Source organism: Paraburkholderia monticola (genome assembly GCF_001580545.1).
Taxonomy (GTDB): Bacteria; Pseudomonadota; Gammaproteobacteria; order Burkholderiales; family Burkholderiaceae; genus Paraburkholderia; species Paraburkholderia monticola.
In genome coordinates, this window is record NZ_LRBG01000035.1 from 185,915 (window position 1) to 207,151 (window position 21,237).

The following is a 21,237-nucleotide window of genomic DNA, read 5'->3' on the forward strand; positions in this document are numbered from 1 at the left end:
ATCATGAATGACATCCGACAGACACAGCCCACGCTTCTCTACGTCGACGACGAAGAGCTGGCGTGCAAATACTTCGCGCGCACCGTCGGTGCGGATTACGAGGTCCTGCTCGCAACGAGCAGCGACGAGGCAATCGCGATCCTCGAGCAGGACAATGCCCGCATCGCGGTGCTGGTCACGGACTTCCGCATGCCGGGGCGCGACGGCGGCGAACTGCTGCGCCAGGTGGCGCTTGAATATCCGCACATCGTGCGCATTCTGGTCACGGCTTACGCGGACGTCGAGATGCTACTGCGGACGGTCAACACCGGCGAGGTGTTCCGCATCCTCGAAAAGCCGCTGAAGCCGGCGGCGGTGCGCGACACGCTGCAACTGGCGTTCGAGCGTTTCCACGAACGTGCGATGCAGAATCAACGGCTGATCGCCATCGACGAAACCCTGGCGTTCATCGCGCACGAACTGAATACCCCGCTCGCGGCGATCGCGTTGAACGCGCACAGCATCGAAGATCGCACCGATGCGGAGCGCGATGCGGAAGGTGAAATCCTCGGCGCCGCGAAATCGATGCGCGAGAGCGCGCAGTACTGCATGGCGGTGGTGTCGTCGTTCTGGCGCTCGGTCCACAACGGGCGCCGGCTGCCGGAGGACGACGAGGCACGCCTCGAGAGCACCGCGCACGGGCTGATCTCGGCGTTGCTCGACACGTATCCGTTGACGACCGCGCAGCGCTCGTGGGTGCAGGTCGAGGTCGCCAGCGACTTTGCCGTGCTCACGCAACCGAATTGCGTGGCGCTCGTGCTGTCGTCGCTATTGTCCAACGCGTTGCGTGCGCTCGCGGATGTGCCGTCGCCGTCGGTGCGCTTTAACGTGACAACGGACCCCCACCCGAGCATCGGCATCTGCGACAACGGGCCGGGGATTCCGCCCGAGATCAAAGACCGCCTGTTGACGGACCCGATTACAACGCACGCGAAATCTGGGGGAAACGGCTTGGGCCTGATTCTATGCAACCGCGTCATGCAGTCCTGTGGCGGCGGACTCAGGATCGAATCCACGCCGGGGGGAGGCACCACCGTAGTGCTGGATTTCCCCCATATCAAAGGTCAAACGCACAGGAGTTGTTGATGAACGAAGCAAAAGCCACAGAGGAGTTGGCGCCGGCGATCATCTTCGTCGATGACGAAGCTACCGCCGTAAAGTACTTCCAGCGTGCCATTGGAAGCCTGGCGCCGGTCCTGACTGGTGGCTCGGTGGAAGAGGGCAAGGCGCTGCTCGACCAGCACGGCGACAGGGTGGCGGTCCTTGTCTCCGACCAGCGCATGCCGGGCGAGTTCGGCAACGAGCTGCTGCGCTATGCGAGCGAGCGCTTTCCGCATGTCGTGCGGATCCTGACCACCGCGTATGCGGAGATCGATCAGACCGTCGCGGCCGTCAACCTTGGCCATATCCATCGCTACATCAAGAAGCCGTGGGACATCACGGCGTTGCGCATGGAGCTGAAGCAGGCGCTCGAGCTGGCCGAGCTGCGCAAGGAACGCGACACGCTGGTGCGCGAGAAGCTCGGCGTGCTGCAAAAGCAGGTGGTCGCCACGCGCGTTGGTCTGGTGCGCTCGCTGTCGGCCACGCTGATCGGGCTGGAGCGCTTTCAGCCGGTCGAGACCTACCTCGCCGCGGCGCTACTCGCCAACGTGCCGAACTCCGAGCCGGACTGGCTGCTGCAGGACTACTCCGATCTGATCGCCGCCGAGAGTGCCCGCAGCGGCGCGTTCGGTCATACGGTGGCGGCGCATCTCGCCACGCTGCGTAGTCGTCATGGCGGCATGAGCGCGAGCGATGCGCTGACCGCGCTGGCCGGGACGCTTTCCGAGGCAGGCATCGGTGTGCGCCGCGAAGGCGATGGTCTCATGTGGGATCAGCCGGCCGCACTCGCCGAGTTTCTCGCGGAGCCGGGCAATAACGCGGTGTCGAGCGCACACGCGGCATGGCTGGCAAGTCTCCTGTGGCTCGATATCAATGATGTTGCACTGCAGCCGGTCCGTGAAGGCAATGCGATCGCGTTGCGGCCGGTGCAGCGCGCCAGCGAGTTCGCCGCCGATCGCCTCGCCACCTGGATCGAGCAGTTCTGATTACTTTGCTACGCGAGCGCGGCGTCTGACGCTCCGATACGCATACCTGGTTCGCGCTGCTGTCCGCCTGGGCTAGCAGCGCGCAACTGACAACGGCTCGCCCGAGCCGTCCCGCCTTCAGTCGACCCCTCTTCAAGCTGCATTTATCGCAGCGATCCCATCCCATCGCAATACTTCGCATCCCGACGCGATTTCCGCGGCGGCGACCCGCGTCACGCGCGCGAATAACAGACCGACATTTCATTTCGATGAAACATCGCACTTTCCGTTGATGGGGACCCGGTGACGGAGGAGTTCATTAAAAGTTCCATGTCATAAAAACGGAACATTGCCGCTCGATAATCCGGCTGCGTAAAAAAACACGGATTTGTTCCATTCGGGCGGAAAAGTCGCATCTAAACCATCAGGGGTCCCACAATGTCGGTCAGTCCAACATCACGCACTAGTCTGATTCTCACTTCAATCGCGGCCGCCTGCGTTCTAGCAGCCTGCGGCGGCTCCGATAATTCGAACACGGCGAGCACCAGTACGCCGCAACCGACGACCTTCTCGGGCGTCGTGACCGCAGCCAACTTCGTGCCGGGCAACGCGTCCGGTAACCCGACCATCAACGCAGGCTACTACGCCGGCGCGACCGTCTGCCTCGATACGAACGGCAACGGCAAGTGCGATTCGGGTGAAGCAAGCGCGACGACCGACAGCAAAGGTCACTTCTCGCTGCAATCGAGCGCGAGCGGTCAGCTGATCGCCGACGTCAGCACGAAGGCAACCAATACCGCAAGCGGCGCGGCTGTCGCAAGCCACGTGATCCTGCGCGCTTCGGCTGCGCAAATCGCCGACCAGGGCGCGGCGAACGTCGTGATCAGCCCGATGTCGACCGAAGTGCAGCGTCTCGTGGAAGCGAACGGCACCACCTACGCCACCGAAAAGGCCAACGTCGCAGCACGCCTGAGCGGTCCGGCACTCGGCGCATCGTCGGTGACGGTGAGCGCCGCGGATGCGCTCGGCGACGTGAACAAGCTGTCGGGTGTCGAGCAGCAGACCGTGCTGTTCGAAGACAACCAGCTCGCGAACCGCTACACATACGCGACGACCAAGCTCGATCGCGGCGACATGTACCCGGACAACCTCGCGGTGACCGGTGGTGATCCGTCGATCGTCGGCGCGTCGGGCGTGACCGCCTTGACGGCCGTGAAGTCGACGCAGACGCAAGCGCCGATCACGTATGCGCAAGCGCAGCAAGCCGCGTTCAACGTCGAAGGCATTCCGCGTTACGACAACGTGTTCGTGATCATGCTCGAGAACCACAGCGTGGCGCCGACCGGTTCGGGTGCGAACTTTACGCCGGGTATTCTCGGTTCGTCGAGCGCGCCGTTCATCAACCAGTTCCTGAGCGGCAACGCCCAGTTCACGACCTACTACTCGACCGGCAACCCGAGCGAGCCGAACTACACGGCACTCGGCGGCGCGGATGACTGGGGTATCACGGATGACAACTGGTGGGGCTGCGGCGCGGGCACGACCGGCGCAAACGCACCGACCGACGCGGCATTCGCAGGCGGTACTGCTTCGGACGGCGCACCGCTCGTCGCGACCGGCGCACTTCCGCCGCTCGACACGTCGCACCTGACGGGTTACACGACGACCGGCGCGTGCGCATCGACGACCTCGATCGCGAACCACAACGTCCAGGCGTCGAACCTGTTCACGCTGCTGTCGCAAGCGGGCATGACGTGGCGTACCTATAGCGAGTCGATGAACCCGGGCCAGGACCCGCGCGCGGACAGTATCGCCGAGCCGACGATTTCGGCCGCCTACACGGGCCCGGGCAGCAACGGCACGGCCTACCCGATGCCGGGCGCGCTGTACAAGACCAAGCACCATCCGGGCATGGCCTATCAGCAGACGCGTAACCTGCCGGAATTCCACGCCGACAACCGCACGATCTTCGGCACGCAGTACCCGCAGTCCGCTCTCGTGAATTCGAAGGACTATCCGATCCCGGCGAACTACAACTACGACCAGTTCAGCACCGACCTCGCGACCGGCGACGTGGGTAACGTGAACTTCATCATGCCTGACCAGTGCGACGACATGCACGGCACCGGCTCGGATCCGTCGTGCCTGAGCGGCAGCACGGCGATCGTTCAGCGCGGTGACGACTACGTGCGTCAGGTGGTTTCGAAGATCCAGGCTTCGCCGCTCTGGACCAACCCGAACCGCAAGGTCGCGATCGTCGTGATGTTCGACGAAGGCGAAGGCAGCTCGACCTCGTGCTGCGGCTGGAACCCGGTCACCTCGAACGTGAACCAGCAACCGCTGACGTTCGCGAACGGCAAGTACTCGCCGACGACGACGGTGCTGTACAACGCGGGCAACCACGGTCACGGCAACTCGGTGTTCGGTGTCGCGACGAACCAGGCGAACCCGAACGTCGTGGATAGCGACGAGTACAGCCACTTCTCGTTCGTGCGCACGCTGCAGGACATGTTCCAGATCGCCGACCCGCAGCAGCCGAACACGTACCTCGCTCGTGCGAAGTACACGGAGTCGTTCATCGCGTCGAACATCGCGAACCTGCCGGAATTCTCGGGCAGCGCGGATACGCACTTCGACTCGATCCGTCCGATGAACCACGCGTACGTCACGCCGGCCACCTACACGCAGAAGCTGAACCCGGTCGACGTGACGGGTACGTCGCTGGCATCGCGTGTTCCTGGCCCGGATGCGACCCAGACCAACATCTGGTCGCTGAAGTCGGCGAAGTAAGGAGCCGATCCGCATGCGATACAAGCCGGCTCGCCGCCTTGTATCGCAGCCAGATGCGAGAAGAAGCGCTTGCTGCCGGGCCACGTATCGAGTGGTCCGGCAGTTTTCCATTTTCGTTCGTCCCATTGCCTCGCGGCCTTAGCGGTACGCGCAGTTAGCCAGGCCCTGCACGAGGCCCAGCCAGGACCGCCCGGCAATTGGATTCACGTACCCAGACATCGTCATGCGAACACTTACCCTCGGCGTGCTGTGCGCGCTCTCCCTGATATTGACCGCCTGCGGCGGTGGTGGCAGTGATGGCGGCGGCTCGAGCCAGACGTCGTCGGGCGGCGGCGGCACGACGAGCGTCGCGCCGCCCGCGACGGTCACGTTGAGCGCCGCGGCGCAAGTCGGCCAGCAGTTGTTCTTCGACCAGAATCTGTCGGGCAACAAGAACATGGCCTGCGCGACCTGCCATAACCCGCAATTCGCCTATGGGCCGCCCAACAGCCTCGCCGTGCAGCTCGGCTCCGATCCGTCGGTGGCGGGGCAGCGCGCGGTGCCCTCGCTGCGCTACAAGTCGATGACGCCGCCGTACAACGACGTCGCCGACAACCCCGACGGCATCACGCAAAACGCGCCGGGCGGCGGCTTCATGTGGGACGGCCGCGCGACGACGCTCGCCACCCAGGTATCGTTGCCGCTGCTCAATCCGCTCGAAATGAACAACACGTCGGCCGCCGCCGTCGTGAAGGTCGTGCAGAACGCGTCATACGCGGCGCTGTTCCAGCAAGCGTTCGGCTCAGGCGTATTCGCCAATACCGACACCGCGTTCACCGACATCGGTCTCGCGATCCAGGCCTACGAGACGGAAGATCCGAGCTTCGCGCCGTATTCGAGCAAGTTCGACCTGTACGAGTCCAACAAGGTGGGCGGCACGCTGACGGCCGCGGAAATGCGCGGCCTCCAGCTGTTCAACGACACCGACAAGGGCGCCGGCTGCGTGGCTTGCCACTATGCGGGCGCGAACTTCAACGGCTCGGTGGGACTGATGACCGACTTCACCTATCAGGCGATCGGTGCGCCGCGCAACGACACGTCGATTCCGGACAACCCGGACCCGATCCCGAGCAACACCAACACCGCGTACTACGACATGGGCCTGTGCGGTCCGCTGAACACGATTCACACGCCCGGCACCGCGACGAGCGGTGCAGGTCCGGACTCGATCACCGGCGTCAACGTACCCGATCCGTATTGCGGCCGCTTCAAGGTGCCGACGCTGCGCAACGTCGCGACGCGCACGGCGTTGTTCCACAACGGCGTGTTCCATTCGCTCGTGCAGGTGCTGAACTTCTACAACACGCGCGACACGAACCCCGAGTACTGGTATCCGAGCACGGGCGGCGATACCAGCAACATGGTCCAGAACCCGTCTTACGCGCTGTTCCCGAGCGCTGCATCGGGCGCGACGGCGACGCGGTTCAACGATTTGCCCACCGCGTACCAGGGCAACATCGACGAAGAACTGCCGATGGGCCAGGGCCAGACCGATGCGGGCGGCACGACGGCGGCCGACGGCGCGCAGGCGCGCCCGGTTCACTCGACGCCGCAGCTGACGCAGCAGAACATCGCGGACCTGGTCTGCTTCCTGAACACGCTGACGGACGGCTATCAACCGCCCGCCACGACGCCGACGAGCGGCGCCTGCGTGAACTGACGACATTCAATCAAGCAACTCAACCTGAGCAACAACGACATGATGCGACGCTCCACCGCCGCCCGCCTCGCAGGCGGCGCGCTTTCCCTGATCGCCCTGACGCTCTTCGCGGGGTGCCACGACAAGAGCCAGGATGCGAATCAGGCGAACTTTACGACCACCATCAACGACTACCTGAGCAAGCGCGGCCATCTGTGTCTCGCCAAGTACGACTGGCCGATCTACACGACGACCGAAGACCGCGCCAACGGCACGCGCGACGCGGTGCAGATGCCGGTGCTCGAGAAGCTCGGTCTGGTGGAAGGCAAGGACATGCTGGTCGAACGCGTCGACGCGGACGGCAAGAAAATCACCGCGTCAGCGCGGCAGTATCAGCTGACGCCGGAAGGTCAGAAGTACTATCTGCACATTCCGGAAGTGGTCGCGACCGCGACGTCGCGTGTGACGCATCCGGCCGATTTTTGCGCGGCTTCGTTGTCGCTGGACAAGGTCGTCGGATGGGAACGGCCGATGAAGATGGACGGCAAGATGGTGACGTCGGTGGTCTACACGTACAAGATCGACCCGGCGCCGTGGGCGAAGGACGCCGACGCGCAACGTGTGTTTCCGATGGTCAAGCGTGTGATCGAAGGCGCGGGGACCATGCAGCTGCGCGAGGGGGTGCATCTGACCGATGAGGGGTGGGTTGCGGATGAGGTGTTTCAGCGCTGAGATTTGAGTTGGGACAGCGGGGCGGGCACAGAGCGCCGCCCCGTTTTACGTCGTCAGGTTCGCTCCCGCACCACAAACCGCCGCGTCCGAATCCACTTGGTCGCCACCCACTTATCCCCCGCACGCAGCGGCGTGCTCGCGTGCAACGAACTCGGATCACACAGCCCATACCGGTTGCCATACTCGAAGTAGAGCGCATGCCCCCGCTGCGGCGCGACCGACCAGCCGATTTGCGGAAACACCGTCTCCCCACCGCCGTCGACGTCTTTCAGATACATCAACAGCGTACCCATGCGCTGGCCACTGCGCGCGATCGATTCGCGATTCGCTTCATTGCCGGTAATCAGATAGTCGACGTGCGGCGTCGACTCCGCGCCTTCCTCGTAGTGCAGCATTTGCAGGCCTTCGCCGTTCTCGACCGGCGTGCCGGTCAGCGCCGCGATGCGCGCTTCGATGCGCGCGATCAGCGGCGTCTCGCCCAAACGGAAAAACATCCCGTGACTGCTGCGATGACCGGCAACCACATTGCGGCCGGTCACCGGATCGACGACGGTCGACCGGTCGAGCCGAGGCTGCGCGAGCGCGATCAGCTGTTCGCATTCGTCGCCGCTCAGGAAGTTGGCCAGATGCACGGCGGCGGGCCGTTGCAGCCGAGACAGCACGCGTATCTTGCGCTCGCCGAGCTGGATCAGTGGACCGTCGGCCACGCGCAGCGGCTCAGGCTGGTAGCTGAGCGGCGCGCCGCCGACTTCGAGCTTGTCGCCGGGCAGCGGCGCACCGTACAGGAACGCCGACGACACCGCCTCGACCATCGCCGACGCGAGCTCGGCCGCGTTGTTGCGGCTCACCAGTTCGTTGACGATCGCTTGCGGCGCGACGCCGCGCGTGAGGTTGGCGGCGATCCAGTCGCGGACCTCGGCGGGAAAATGGACGGTGATGGACATCGGCGTGACGTGATGGGAAGTCGTGATGGTCGCGGCGCCCGCGACGCTGGCTTGGGATGATAGCGAACGATTGTGACGATTCTGGACGGACGGGGCGCCTTTCAATCGGCAGTCGTCTGTTACCGCATATTGCGAAGGCCTGCCGTGTCCAAAACTCGACGCATCCGGGTGTCGCCGCGCCACGTGCCGTTCGATCCATGCCCCCAACTCTTCCACACACCAACATGTTGCGCTCCTGTAACTCAATCCCGCCGTAAGCCAGTTACATTCACGCATGCCGGGATAAAAGCACGCCCATTTCCTTACATATCGATAACAACACCTCCAGAAGGGCTTCGACTGATGACAACGCGCGTGAACCATGGCAATTTTGCGCAGTCCCGTCAGAGGACGAGATTCCAACCACACATCGACACCAATATCCGTCCCCGGAGAACAACATGAGCGAAACCGTGTCCCCGCCGCCAAAGCGCTCCCGACGCGGGCTCATCATCTTCGCGGTTATCGTGCTCGTGCTGGTCGCGCTGGTCGTCGTTCATCTGGTCACGCGTAAGAAGCCCGCGCGCGAGAACCCAGCCATCGTCGTCACCGTGGCGCAGGCGACGCTCGGGTCGATGCCGGTCACGTTGAGCGAGCTCGGCACCGTCACGCCGATTGCGACCGTGACCGTGCTGCCGCAACTGAGCGGCTATCTGACCGAGGTCGGCTATCACGAGGGCCAGGAGGTGCAGAAAGGCCAGTTCCTCGCGCAGATCGACCCGCGCCAGTATCAGATCAGCAAGCAGCAGGCGGAGGCCACGCTCGCGAAAGACCGCGCGTCGCTCGCGCAGGCACGCGCCGATCTCGAGCGCTATACGCAGTTGAACGAGCGCAAGTCGATCGCGCAGCAGACCTACGCGGATCAACAGTTCCTCGTGCAGCAGGACGAAGCGGCGGTGAAAGCCGATCTTGCCAACATCGCCCAATTCGACCTCGATCTCGCCTATTGCCGCATCACTGCGCCGATCGCGGGCAAGGTCGGCTTGCGGCTCGTCGATCCAGGCAACTACGTGACCGCGTCGTCGTCGACGGGGATCGTCGTCATCACGACCGTGAAGCCGACCACGGTGCAGTTCACGGTGCCGCAGGATTCGCTGGCCTCGATCGTGCAGCGTCTCGCCACCGGCGCGAAGCTGCCGGTCACCGCGTATTCGAGCGATAACTCGCGCGAGATCGCGACCGGCACGCTGTACGCGGTCAGCAACCAGATGGCGACCGCGACCGGCACCGTCACCCTGCGCGCGACCTTCGCGAACGAGGACGAGGCGCTGTTCCCCAACGAGTTCGTCAACGTGAAGCTGCTCGTCGACACGATGCAGAACGCGGTGCTGGTGCCGACCGCGGCGGTCCAGTCCGGCGCGCCGGGCGACTTCGTTTATCTGGTCAATTCGAATAGCACGGTGTCCGTGCACAAGGTCAAGCTCGGCCCGAGCGACGGCAAGAACACCGTCATCGAGTCGGGTCTCGCGGCCGGCAACCAGGTCGTGACGGACGGCACGGATCGTCTGAACGACGGCGCGAAGATCCAGCCGGCACAACCGAAGCCCGCCGTCGCGGCGAGCGGCGTGGCCGCCAGCGGCGCGGCGGCGCCCTCCGCCGCGTCCGAGGCCGCGCCGGCATCGCCCGCGGCGGCATCGTCCGCAGCCGCTTCGTCCTAACGGACCGCCGCGCCGATGAATATTTCCCGCCTGTTCATTCTTCGCCCGGTCGCGACGCTGCTGCTGATGATCGCGCTCGTGCTGGTCGGTCTGATCGCGATGCGCGTGTTGCCGGTGTCGTCGCTGCCGAACGTCGACTATCCGACGATTCAGGTGCAGACGTTCTATCCCGGCGCGAGCCCGACCGTGATGGCGACCACCGTCACGGCGCCGCTCGAAGTGCAACTCGGCGAGATTCCGGGCCTGCAGCAGATGACTTCGTACAGTTCGGACGGCGCGTCGGTAATCACGCTGCAGTTCGACCTGTCGCTGAACCTCGATATCGCCGAGCAGAACGTGCAGCAGGCGATCAATGCGGCGAACAGCTATCTGCCTTCGGGCCTGCCGGCCCCGCCGACCTACGCGAAGGTCAATCCCGCCGACCAGCCGATTCTGACGCTCGCGGTCACCTCGAAGTCGATGTCGCTGACGCAGCTCGAAGACGTCGCGAACAACCGGCTCGGCACGAAGATCTCGGAAGTGGCGGGCGTCGGCGTCGTGACGACGAGCGGCGGCAACGTGCCCGCGATCCGCGTCGAGGCCGACCCGCACAAGCTCGCCGCCTACGGCCTCAATATCGACGATCTGCGCACGCTGCTCAGCTATGTGAACGTGAGCCAGCCGAAGGGCAATTTCGACGGTCCCGATCTCGACTACACGATCAACGGCAACGATCAGATCACCGATCCGAAGGACTACCTGGACACGGTGATCGCCTACCAGAACGGCTCGCCGGTGTTCATGCGCGACGTCGCGCGCGTGAGCCAGGCCGCGCAGGACGTCGAGCGCGGCGCGTGGTACAACGGTTCGCCCGCGATCGTGCTGAACGTGCAGCGCCAGCCGGGCGCGAACGTGATCCAGACGGTCAACCAGATCATGAAGGAGCTGCCGCAACTCGAATCGACGCTGCCGGCCGGCATGAAAGTGACCGTCGTGTCGGACAGCACCGGCGTGATCCGCGCGTCGGTCGCGGACGCCGCGTTCGAGCTGATCCTCGCGATCGTGCTGGTGGTCGCGGTGATCTTCGTGTTCCTGCGCAACGTGCCCGCCACGCTGATTCCGAGCATCTCGGTGCCGGTCTCGCTGATCGGCACGCTGGCGGTCATGTACCAGCTCAACTACTCGATCGACAACCTGTCGCTGATGGCGTTGATCATCGCGACCGGCTTCGTCGTCGACGACTCGATCGTGATGATCGAGAACATCGTGCGCTATCTGGAAGAGGGCATGACGCCGCTCGAAGCGGCGCTCGAAGGCGCGGGGCAGATCGGCTTCACGATTCTGTCGCTGACCATTTCGCTGATCGCGGTGCTGATTCCGCTGCTGTTCATGGGCGGCGTGATCGGGCGGCTCTTCAGCGAGTTCGCGGTGACGCTCGCGGTGACGATCGTGATCTCGGCGGTCGTGTCGCTGACGGTGGTGCCGATGCTGTGCGCGCGGATGCTGCGCGCGCAGGCCGAGCGGCATCCGAGCCGCTTCGAGCGCATCAGCGAGAGCCTGTTCGACAAGACGCTCGCGGCCTACGAGCGCGGCCTCGCGTGGGTGCTCGATCATCAGACGCTGACGCTGATGGTTGCGGTCGCCACCGTCGTGCTGACCGGCCTCCTGTACGTGGTGATTCCGAAGGGCCTGTTTCCGGTGCAGGACGTCGGCGTGATCCAGGGCATCAGCGTCGCCGACAACTCGGTTTCATACGCGGCGATGGTGAAGCGCCAGAGCGCACTCGCCGACGCGGTTCTGAAGGACCCGGACGTCGTCTCGCTGACGTCGTACGTCGGGATCGACGGCACCAACGCGACGCTGAACAATGGCCGCTTCCTGATCAACCTGCGCGACAAGGACAAGCGCTCGGACAACGCGCAGGAAATCGCGCGGCGGCTCGCGCAGGAAGTCGCGCACGTGCCCGGCGTGAAGCTCTTCATGCAGCCGGAGCAGGATCTGACGCTCGACACGACCGTGTCCCCGAACCAGTACAGCTTCGTGTTGCGCGGACCGAGCCAGGAGGCGTTCCAGAAGTACGTGCCGGAACTCGTCGCGCGCCTGAAGAAGGTGCCGTCGCTCTCGGACGTGCAGAGCGACCTCAACAGCGACGGCCTCAGCGTGAACGTCGAAGTGAACCGGCAACTGGCCGCGCGCTTCGGCATCACGCCCGCGACGATCGACAACGCGCTGTACGACGCGCTCGGCCAGCGCATCGTGTCGACGATCTTCGAGCAGTCGAACCAGTACCGCGTGATTCTGGTCGCGAAGCCGGAAACGATGCCGAGCGTGCAGTCGATCGGCGATCTCTATCTGCCGAGCCAGACCAGCAGCACGGGTCAGGTGCCGCTGTCCGGCATCGCGAAGATCGAGATCAAGAAGGCGCCGCTCGTGATCAGTCACCTCGCGCAGTTCCCGTCGGTGACGGTCTCGTTCAATCTCGCGAAGGGGGCGTCGCTGAGCACGGCGGTCAAGGAGATTCACGCGGCCGAACAGGCGATCAACCTGCCGCCGTCGATCACTTCGTCGCTGCAAGGCGCAACGGCGGCGTTCGAGGATTCGCTCTCCAGCGAGGTGTACCTGCTGATCGCGGCACTGGTCGCCGTATATATCGTGCTCGGTGTGCTGTACGAGAGCTTCATCCATCCGGTCACGATCCTCTCGACGCTGCCGTCGGCTGGTATCGGCGCATTGCTCTCGCTGATGCTCGCGGGGATGGATCTCGACGTGATCGGCATCATCGGTATCGTGCTCTTGATCGGCATCGTCAAGAAGAACGCGATCATGATGGTCGACTTCGCGCTCGATGCCGAACGCAATCACGGCAAGGCGCCGCGCGACGCGATTTTCGAGGCGTCGCTGCTGCGTTTCCGCCCGATCCTGATGACGACGCTCGCGGCGATGCTCGGCGCGCTGCCGATGCTGCTCGGCACCGGCACCGGTTCGGAACTGCGCCGGCCGCTGGGTCTCGCGATCATCGGCGGCCTGACGCTGAGCCAGGTGCTGACGCTATTCACGACGCCGGTGATCTATCTGTTCTTCGACCGGATGGCCATGCGCGTGAACCGCTGGCGCGCCGCGCGCGCTGAGCGCAACGGCGGCGGCGAGCCGGGCGGACGCCCGCCGGAAGGCGGCGCGGAGGGCACGCGGTGAACATCCCGGCGCTCTTCATCCGGCGACCGGTCGCGACGACGCTGCTCGCGATCGCGATCCTGATCTCCGGCACGCTTGCGTATTTCCGCATGCCGGTCGCGCCGCTGCCGAACATCGCGTTTCCGGTGATCGTCGTGCAGGCGAACATGGCCGGCGCGAGCCCCAACATCATGGCCTCGACGGTGGCCGAGCCGCTCGAGCGACGGCTCGCGACGATCGCCGACGTCGAGGAGCTGACCTCGATCAGCTACGTCGGCTCGTCGATGATCATCGTCGAGTTCGGCCTGAAGCGCGACATCAACGGCGCCGCACGCGACGTCGAGGCGGCGATCCAGGCCGCGCGCGCCGATCTGCCCACCACGTTGCGCAGCAATCCGAGCTACCGCCAGTACAACCCGGCCGACGCGCCGATCATGGTGCTGTCGCTGACGTCGGACACGCTGACCAAGGCGCAGCTCTACGACTCCGCCGATTCGGTGATCCAGCAGCAGTTGTCGCAGGTGCAGGGCGTCGGCCAGATCACGCTCGGCGGCGGCGCGCTGCCTAGCGTGCGCGTCGAGTTGCAGCCGGGCAAGCTCAATAGCTACGGCATCGGCATGGAAGACGTGCGTGCGGCGATCAGCGCGGCCAATGCCGACAGCGCGAAGGGTCATCTCGACGTGGGTGATCAGCGCTACGTGGTCACCTCGAACGATCAGATCACGCACGCGGCGCCGTATCGCGATCTGGTGGTCGCGTATCGCGACGGCGCGCCGGTGCAGTTGCGCGACGTCGCCCAGGTGCGCGACTCGAATGAAAACATCCGCAATGCGGGGCTCTTCAACGGCAAGTCGGCGATTCTCGTGATCGTTTATCCGATGCCGGGCAGCAATGTCGTGAGTACCGTGCAGCAGATACGCAACGTGCTGCCGTCGATCGAAGCGACCTTGCCGAAAAGCGTGCACGTGGATGTCGCGATCGATCGCTCGGAGTCGGTCACGTCGTCGGTCAGCGATACCGAGCGCACGCTGTTCATCGCGGTGCTGCTGGTGGTCGGCGTCGTGTTCATCTTCCTGCAGTCGCCGCGCGCGACGCTCGTGCCGGCGGTCGCGTTGCCGCTGTCGATCGTCGGTACCTTCGGGCCGATGTATCTGCTCGGCTATAGCATCGACAATCTCTCGCTGATGGCGCTGACCATCGGCACCGGCTTCGTCGTCGACGACGCGGTGGTCGTGCTCGAAAACGTCGTGCGCTACATCGAGCAGGGCTTGAGTCCGAAAGAGGCCGCGGTGAAGGGCGCGGGCGAGGTCGGCTTCACGGTCATCTCGATGAGCCTGTCGCTGATCGCGGTGTTTCTGCCGATCCTGCTGTTCCCGGGCATCGTCGGGCTGCTGTTCCATGAGTTCGCGATGACGCTGTCGATCGCGATCCTGATCTCGCTGGTGATCTCGCTGACGGTCACGCCCGCGATGTGCGCCTACGTGCTGAGCCGCGACAACGCCGGTCATTCGAAATCGCGCTGGGCGCATTGGATCGAGCGGCAGTTCGATCGTTTCAGGGATGTCTACGCGCGCACGCTGACGGCCGTGCTCGATCATTCTCTGCTGGTGATTCTGCTGCTGGTCGCGCTGATGGTCGGCAACGTGTTCCTGTTCAAACTCGTGCCGGCCACCCTCTTTCCCGAGCAGGACACCGGCATCCTGATCGGCCAGATCATCGCGGACCAGAGCATTTCGTTCACGGCGATGCAGAAGAAGCTCGCGCAGTTGCAGTCGATCGTGCAGAAGGATCCCGCGGTGCAGTCGGTCGCGGGCTTCACCGGCGGGCGGGCGCTCAATACCGCGAACGTGTTCATCGAACTGAAGCCGCTCGCGCAGCGGCATGCCACGGCGACCCAGGTCGTGAACCGGCTGCGGCCGAAGCTCGATGAAGTGTCGGGCGCGCGGCTGTTCCTGCAGGCGCAGCAGGACTTGCGCATCGGCGGGCGGCAGTCGGCGGCCGAGTACCAGTACACGCTGACGAGCGACGATTCCGCCGCACTGTTCAAATGGACGCCGAAGCTCGTCGCGGCGCTGGCGAAGGAGCACGGTCGGCTGCTCGACGTGAACTCCGACTTGCAGCAGAACGGCCTGCAAACCTATCTGACGATCAATCGCGCGACCGCCGCGCGCTACGGCTTCCAGCCGAACCAGATCGACAACGTGCTGTACGACGCGTTCGGCCAGCGCACCGTCTCGACGATCTACAACCCGCTGAACCAGTACTTCGTCGTGATGGAGGTCGCGCCCGAGTATTGGCAGTACCCGCAGACGCTGAGCCAGATCTATCTGAGCACGGCCGCGGGCAATCCGACCGGCACGGCCGCGACGCAGATGCCGCACGGCACGGTGTCGGCAACGACCACGGCGAGCGCGAACTCCGCCGGCACGTCGGCGAACACGAACTCGCGCAATGCCGACGCGCAGTCGAACGCGACCAACAACAGCATCGCCAACAGCAAGGGCGGCAGCTCGACCGGCAGCGCGGACAGCACGGCCGCCGAAACGATGGTGCCGCTCTCGGTGTTGACGTCGTACGCGAACAGCCATACGGCGACGCAGGTGAACCATCAGAGCGGCCTCGTCGCGGCCACGATCTCGTTCAACCTGCCGCCCGGCGGCTCGCTCTCCCAGGCGGGCGTGGCGATCAACGACGCGAGCCGCGAGATCGGCATGCCGGCGAGCATCCACGGTTCGTTCGCGGGCGCGGCGGCGGCCTATTCGCAGTCGCTGGTGCTGGTGCCGCTGCTGGTCCTCGCGGCGCTCGCCGTCGTCTACATCGTGCTCGGCGTGCTGTACGAAAGCTCGATCCACCCGCTGACGATCCTGTCGACGCTGCCGTCCGCCGGCATCGGCGCGACGCTCGCGCTGTTGATCTTCGGCACGCCGTTCTCGTTGATCGCGATGATCGGCATCATCCTGCTGATCGGTATCGTCAAGAAGAACGGCATCATGATGGTCGACGTCGCGATCCAGTTGCAGCGCCAGGAACAGATGCCCGCGCGCGATGCGATCCACGCGGCCGCGCTGATCCGTCTGCGGCCGATCATGATGACGACGTTCGCGGCCGTGCTCGGCGCGGTGCCGCTCGCGCTCGGTGTCGGCCAGGGCGGCTCGCTGCGCCAGCCGCTGGGCATCACGGTGATGGGCGGGCTGCTCCTGAGCCAGATGTTTACGCTCTATACGACGCCGGTGATTTATCTGTACCTGGACCGCCTGCGCGCACGGCTGGTCAGATGGTCCGCGGGTTTGCGCTGGAACCGCGACGCGACGCCGGGACAACCGGATACGAAGGCATGACGATGAAGATTTCTATTGAACGCTCGAGAGGGCCGCGCACCCGGTTGACGAGTGCCGCGACGCTCGCCGTCGCGCTGCTGGCGTTGTTCAACGCCGGCTGCATGGTCGGCCCGGATTATCACCGGCCGCAGGTCAGCGTGCCCGCCACTTACTCGGAGCTGCCGGGCTGGACCCAGGCCGAACCGAACGCGACCGGCCCGAAAGGCACGTGGTGGAGCGCATTCAACGATCCGCTGATCGACGAACTCGAACCGCTCGTCGCGGTGTCGAACCAGACCGTGCGCGCCGATTACGCGAACTACCAGCAAGCGCTCGCCGAAGTGCGCGCCGCCCACGCGAACCTGTTTCCGACGATCGGCGCGACCGGATCGGTGACGCGCGAGCGCGCGAGCAGCGGTTCGGTCAGTTCGTCGGGAAGCTTCATCAACGGCACGACGGCGCGCATCGTCAATGCGGGCACGCTGGAAGGCAGCGTGAGCTGGGCGCCGGATCTGTGGGGCCAGGTGCGCCGCACGGTCGAGGAAAACGCCGCGACCGCGCAATCGAGCGAAGCGACGCTCGCGAATGCGACGCTCTCCGAGCAGGTCGCGCTCGCGACGGCGATCATCGAGCTGCGCACCACCGACGCGAACATCGACCTGTTGCAGCAAACGGTCGTCGCGTATCAGCACGCTCTCGACGTCGTCACCGAGCAGGACCGGGCGGGCACGATCCCGCCAAGCGATCTGATCACCGCGCGCAGCCAGTTGAATACCGCGAAGTCCGATCTGATCGCACTCGGGGTCTCGCGCGCCCAGTTCGCCCATTCGATTGCGGTGCTGGTCGGCAAAAACCCGGAGGAGCTGTCGATCACGCATAGCACCGCGATGCCGGCGCTGCCGTCGGTGCCGGTCGGGGTGCCGTCGACGCTGCTCGAACGCCGCCCCGACATCGCTGCAGCCGAACGCAGGATGGCCGCGCAGAATGCGGCGATCGGCGTCGAGGTGGCCGCGTACTACCCGGATATCTCGCTGTCGGCGGCGGCCGGCTTCACGCAGTCGCCGTTGTCCGGTCTGCTGAAGGCCGCGAACTACGTGTGGTCGCTCGGCGGCAGCGCGACCGAGACGCTGTTCGACGGCGGCCTGCGCAGCGCCGACGTCGATGCGGCGAAAGCAGCCTACGACTCGGCGGTCGCCAACTATCGCGGCACGGTGCTGGGTGCATTCCAGAACGTCGAGGACGACCTGTCCGGTCTACGCATTCTGGCCGACCAGGCGGTCGTGCTCGAAACGGCGGTGGTCGACGCGAACCGCGGCGCGGAGATCGCGCTCAACGAATACGAGGCGGGCACCGTCGATTACACGACGGTCGCGACGGCGCAAGCGACTCAGTTGACCACGCTGCAGACCGCGCTGAACGTGCAGGAATCGCGACTGTTGCACGCGGCGTCGCTGTTCGGCGATCTGGGCGGCGGGTGGTCCACCGATGAGCTGCACGATCCGCGGCATCCGGCGACGGCCGCGTCCTCGGCTGCGCCTTCAGCGGCGTCCGCGCCTGCTTCGGCTTCCTCGCCTTCGGCGGCGTCCGCCCCGGCGGCTACGTCAGCGGCTATCATGCCGGGCGCGCGGCAAGCGCGGCACGATCAAAACGACTAAGGAACAGCATTGGCCAAAGGCACCCAAGGGCAAGACGTCAACGACCCGGTCTCGCCACCCGTACACGACGCGCCTCACCACACGCCGCCCTCGCGCGAAGTGACCTCGCTCGGGCTGTTCCTGATCTTCGCGCGCATCGGCCTGACGAGTTTCGGCGGCGGCCTGAGCGGCTGGTTCATGCGCGTGTTCGTGCACGAGCGGCACTTGATCAGCGAAGACGAATTTCTCAACGGACTGGCGTTGTCGCAGGCGCTGCCCGGCGTCAACGTGAAGAATCTGGCGATCTGGATCGGCTACCGGCTGCTCGGCTGGCGCGGCGCCGTGGTGGGATTCTGCGGCATCGTTTTTCCGCCGGCCGTCGTGATCGTTCTGCTCGGCGTGTTCTTCTCGGCGATCGCCTCGTTTCCGCTCACGCATGTCGCGCTTGCCGGCGCCGCGGCCGGTGCGATCGGGCTGTCGTTGTCGATGGCGATCACCGCCGCGCGCCGCTTGCCGCGCCGCGTGTTTCCGTATCTGGTGCTGGTCGCGACATTCGCGGCTGCCGCGGTATTTCGCGTGTCGATGGTGTGGACCGTGCTGATCGCGGGCGCGTTGAGCGTTGGCTATGAGTACGTGCGCGAGGTGCGCCGGACCTGATCGCCTGGATCGCCGTTAGTCAAACTCAAGAAAAAGCTTCTGCCGTGTCCCGAACTCTCATTGCCCTGTTCTCGGTTTTTGCGCCGCTGTCGATCGTCACCGTCGGCGGTGGGCAGGGGATCATCCCCGAAGTCCAGCGCCAGGTCGTCGACGTGCACCACTGGATGACGCATGCGCAATTTCTCAGCGACTTCGCGATTGCGCGGCTCGCGCCCGGTCCCGGTTCGCTGCTCGCGACGTTGATCGGCTATCAGGTTGGCGGCCTCGGCGGCGCGCTCGTCGCGACGCTCGCGTTGTTCGGGCCGACTGCGTTCCTGATGTACGGCGTCGTGCACCTGTGGAACCGTCACGAAGGCGCGCGCTGGCTGAACGCGTTGCAGGCCGGATTGCGGCCGGTTGCGGCCGGGCTGATTCTCGCGTCCGTCTACGTGCTGATCAAGGAACTCGAAGGCGGCTGGATCGCATGGCTCACCGCGGCGGTCGCGACCGCGCTCGTGATGGGCACGCGTATCAATGCACTGGTGCTGATCGCGGGCGGCGCGCTCGTGTTTGTGCTGCTGCATTTCGTGGGGTTGTTATAGGGCTCACGAAGGCGCCGACCTATTCGCGCGATCGCAGTCGACCGGCCAGCGGTGTATTGCTGCTCGAGTACTTGACGCAGTCAGTCAATTCCCTGGCTAGAGGCCGCCATCCGAGTGTTTCCTCTAACTTTCGGTTCAATAGTGCGGTATCGAACGTTTACCAAAAATTCAATTTTTTCGGGTCTTTCCACAGTTCCTTCCAATGCATTACATTCGGCAATACCGCTCATGAGATCATTCAACGTCCATCTCCGGGGCGTATCCGGCGGGACGTCATCGAAATGAGGCGTGTCGCACAAAAGATATGCAAGTTGCATCTAATTTTTAATGCAAACAGGTGCGATTTACGTAAATCCGCGCTATTGTTTGAATTGTGGCAATTCAGGTCGCATAGCGGTAGATATTCTCGGTTGTATTGGCAGTGGCGACTTGCGTCCCTGGTGTCGCGGTAAGCGGACTATCTCGCACGGAACGGCGCGATCAGGGATCATTCATTGAGCAATGCAGTGAGTAACCTTGTTTTTCTTCAACCCGGGGATTGCCTGGCTTTCCCACCGTTCTTACAGGAGGCAGGAAACATCATGATGTTGGACACATTCCAGCCACAGAGGCATTTGCCTGTCATGCCCGTGCCGCCGGCGGCGTCACGAGAGGTCGTCTTGCGTCATCTCCAAGGCCCCTCGGAGATCAGCGAAGTTCAGCACCTGCGCCGGGAGATCGATCTGGCCGTGCACGAGCGGCTGAATCCGTATTTCCATGCGGAGGAAAAAAAAGAGACGAAATAGGCATTTCCGTTGCCTTTGAGCTGGATAGCCAGCTAATCGGCACCATGCGATTCGTACCGATGGCGTACGAATTGACCCTCACGGAAACACTTCACAAAGAGGCACGGCTTGATCCGTCCTTGCTGGTGGACAGCTGGGAAGTGGGTCGCCTCGTACTCGATCCCGCCGTCAGACAAGGCCAGGATCTACTCAAACAATGTTTGATACTGGCGCTTGGGTTCGTCGCCGAGAACTCCAACGGAAGAAATTTTCACGCGTCCTGCACACACGTTCTGAGCCGGCTTTACCGAAGATTCGGCTTCTCGATCGTGGCGACCGATATACCTCTCGCAGGAACTGAGAAGACATATACGCTAATTCATGGCACTGTAGCGAATGTTTCGAGAGCCCTAATGGGCAACGACGCTGTCAGCGCGGCGGTTATATAAAAACATCAATGCAAAAAGCATACTAAAGGAAAAGACCATGCAAAATAACTTTGTTCATTCTCTCCGGGAAACAGTCAATCAGCATTGGGCGCAGATCAAGACTGGCCGATTCTGGCATTACGTGATGAACAACAAGGTAACGAATGAGTTTTATCACGACCTGATGGTCGAAGTTCACCACTACACGAAGCACAACTCGATGAACCAGGCGGTCGCGGCCTTCGTTAGCGCGCCAGAAGGGCTGCTGAAATTCGCCTATCACCACGCTGCGGAAGAGGTAGGACACGAGCGCATGGTGATCCACGATCTCGAGAGTGTCGGACTGCTCAACAGGGATGCGATAGCACGCGCTCCGTTGCCGGCTACCGAGGCGCTGATCGGCTATCTCTACTTCGTAGCGCTCAAATATGGTCCCGTTGCGCGCCTGGGCTACAGCTTCTGGGCGGAAAGCGTGTACGAGCATATCGGCGAGCCCCTCGCGAAGGTCAAGAGCGATCTGTCGCTGACGGACAAGAACATGTCGTTCTTCGTGGCCCATGCGGTGATCGACAAAAAGCACAGCGCCCAGGTGGAAGATTGCCTCGAGCGATATGCGCAAACGCCTGCGGATCAGGCGCTCGTTCGATCGACCGCGGAGACCACGCTGTTCCTGACGGGGCAAATGCTCGAGCAGGTAGCGCTGCGGCACGCGTGATCCTGACGGGGAGCGTCTGTCGAGCGTGGCGCTCCCTGTTCCTCA

General features: G+C 64.1%; 14 protein-coding genes. 13 read left to right on the plus strand and 1 reads right to left on the minus strand.

Going from position 1 to position 21,237, the window contains the following annotated elements:
- Nucleotides 1–3: 3 nt before the first annotated feature.
- From CI15_RS21680 to CI15_RS21700, 5 genes are all read left to right on the plus strand, one after another.
- Complete coding sequence (locus CI15_RS21680; protein ID WP_062130801.1) at nt 4–1,125, plus strand: hybrid sensor histidine kinase/response regulator; 1,122 nt, start codon at nt 4–6, stop codon at nt 1,123–1,125.
- Nucleotides 1,125–2,126 (plus strand): response regulator, encoded by a 1,002-nt coding sequence (locus tag CI15_RS21685; protein ID WP_062130804.1) that lies wholly within the window; start codon nt 1,125–1,127, stop codon nt 2,124–2,126. The genes CI15_RS21680 and CI15_RS21685 overlap by 1 nt, the downstream gene beginning before the upstream one ends.
- Nucleotides 2,127–2,543: 417 nt before the next feature.
- Entirely contained in the window at nt 2,544–4,895 is a 2,352-nt protein-coding gene (locus CI15_RS21690; RefSeq protein WP_062130807.1) for an alkaline phosphatase family protein, read from the plus strand.
- 223 nt (nt 4,896–5,118) lie between these two features.
- Nucleotides 5,119–6,594 (plus strand): cytochrome-c peroxidase, encoded by a 1,476-nt coding sequence (locus CI15_RS21695; RefSeq protein WP_062130810.1) that lies wholly within the window; start codon nt 5,119–5,121, stop codon nt 6,592–6,594.
- 39 nt (nt 6,595–6,633) lie between these two features.
- Nucleotides 6,634–7,305: a hypothetical protein gene (locus tag CI15_RS21700; protein WP_062130814.1), complete on the plus strand. Its 672-nt coding sequence runs from the start codon at nt 6,634–6,636 to the stop codon at nt 7,303–7,305.
- A gap of 53 nt (nt 7,306–7,358) precedes the next feature.
- On the opposite strand, the gene CI15_RS21705 is transcribed toward CI15_RS21700, so the two are convergent.
- Nucleotides 7,359–8,249 carry a 2OG-Fe(II) oxygenase gene (locus CI15_RS21705; RefSeq protein WP_062130817.1) on the minus strand — a complete coding sequence of 297 codons (891 nt, stop codon included), beginning with the start codon at nt 8,247–8,249 and terminating at the stop codon, nt 7,359–7,361.
- 440 nt (nt 8,250–8,689) lie between these two features.
- On the opposite strand from CI15_RS21705, the gene CI15_RS21710 reads away from it, so the two are divergent.
- The 8 genes from CI15_RS21710 (at nt 8,690) to CI15_RS21745 (ending at nt 21,192) form a co-directional block, all read left to right on the plus strand.
- On the plus strand, nt 8,690–9,946 hold the full coding sequence (locus CI15_RS21710; RefSeq protein ID WP_062130820.1) for an efflux RND transporter periplasmic adaptor subunit: 1,257 nt from the start codon (nt 8,690–8,692) through the stop codon (nt 9,944–9,946).
- 15 nt (nt 9,947–9,961) lie between these two features.
- Nucleotides 9,962–13,117, plus strand: a complete 3,156-nt coding sequence (locus CI15_RS21715) for an efflux RND transporter permease subunit (RefSeq protein ID WP_062130823.1) — start codon at nt 9,962–9,964, stop codon at nt 13,115–13,117.
- Entirely contained in the window at nt 13,114–16,434 is a 3,321-nt protein-coding gene (locus CI15_RS21720; protein WP_062130826.1) for an efflux RND transporter permease subunit, read from the plus strand. Before CI15_RS21715 ends, CI15_RS21720 begins: the two co-directional genes overlap by 4 nt.
- A complete protein-coding gene (locus CI15_RS21725) occupies nt 16,431–18,068 on the plus strand; it encodes an efflux transporter outer membrane subunit (RefSeq protein WP_062130829.1) in 1,638 nt (545 codons plus the stop codon). Before CI15_RS21720 ends, CI15_RS21725 begins: the two co-directional genes overlap by 4 nt.
- 9 nt (nt 18,069–18,077) lie before the next feature.
- The gene (locus CI15_RS21730; protein ID WP_062130832.1) at nt 18,078–18,704 is read left to right on the plus strand and encodes a chromate transporter; all 627 of its coding nucleotides are present in this window, start codon (nt 18,078–18,080) and stop codon (nt 18,702–18,704) included.
- 44 nt (nt 18,705–18,748) lie between these two features.
- Nucleotides 18,749–19,285: a chromate transporter gene (locus tag CI15_RS21735; RefSeq protein ID WP_062130835.1), complete on the plus strand. Its 537-nt coding sequence runs from the start codon at nt 18,749–18,751 to the stop codon at nt 19,283–19,285.
- Between the two features lie 581 nt (nt 19,286–19,866).
- Entirely contained in the window at nt 19,867–20,070 is a 204-nt protein-coding gene (locus tag CI15_RS36635) for a hypothetical protein (protein ID WP_153041162.1), read from the plus strand.
- Between the two features lie 465 nt (nt 20,071–20,535).
- Nucleotides 20,536–21,192 carry an iron-containing redox enzyme family protein gene (locus CI15_RS21745; RefSeq protein ID WP_062130841.1) on the plus strand — a complete coding sequence of 219 codons (657 nt, stop codon included), beginning with the start codon at nt 20,536–20,538 and terminating at the stop codon, nt 21,190–21,192.
- Nucleotides 21,193–21,237 lie beyond the last annotated feature (45 nt).

Excerpts from the sequence above, each read along its gene's own strand:
- CI15_RS21725 (WP_062130829.1), top strand. The coding sequence starts at position 16,431 with ATGACGATGAAGATTTCTATTGAACGCTCGAGAGGGCCGCGCACCCGG.
- CI15_RS21680 (WP_062130801.1), top strand. The coding sequence starts at position 4 with ATGAATGACATCCGACAGACACAGCCCACGCTTCTCTACGTCGACGAC.
- CI15_RS36635 (WP_153041162.1), top strand. The coding sequence starts at position 19,867 with ATGATGTTGGACACATTCCAGCCACAGAGGCATTTGCCTGTCATGCCC.
- CI15_RS21685 (WP_062130804.1), top strand. The coding sequence starts at position 1,125 with ATGAACGAAGCAAAAGCCACAGAGGAGTTGGCGCCGGCGATCATCTTC.
- CI15_RS21705 (WP_062130817.1), bottom strand. The coding sequence starts at position 8,249 with ATGTCCATCACCGTCCATTTTCCCGCCGAGGTCCGCGACTGGATCGCC.
- CI15_RS21710 (WP_062130820.1), top strand. The coding sequence starts at position 8,690 with ATGAGCGAAACCGTGTCCCCGCCGCCAAAGCGCTCCCGACGCGGGCTC.
- CI15_RS21715 (WP_062130823.1), top strand. The coding sequence starts at position 9,962 with ATGAATATTTCCCGCCTGTTCATTCTTCGCCCGGTCGCGACGCTGCTG.
- CI15_RS21700 (WP_062130814.1), top strand. The coding sequence starts at position 6,634 with ATGATGCGACGCTCCACCGCCGCCCGCCTCGCAGGCGGCGCGCTTTCC.
- CI15_RS21745 (WP_062130841.1), top strand. The coding sequence starts at position 20,536 with ATGCAAAATAACTTTGTTCATTCTCTCCGGGAAACAGTCAATCAGCAT.
- CI15_RS21695 (WP_062130810.1), top strand. The coding sequence starts at position 5,119 with ATGCGAACACTTACCCTCGGCGTGCTGTGCGCGCTCTCCCTGATATTG.
- CI15_RS21690 (WP_062130807.1), top strand. The coding sequence starts at position 2,544 with ATGTCGGTCAGTCCAACATCACGCACTAGTCTGATTCTCACTTCAATC.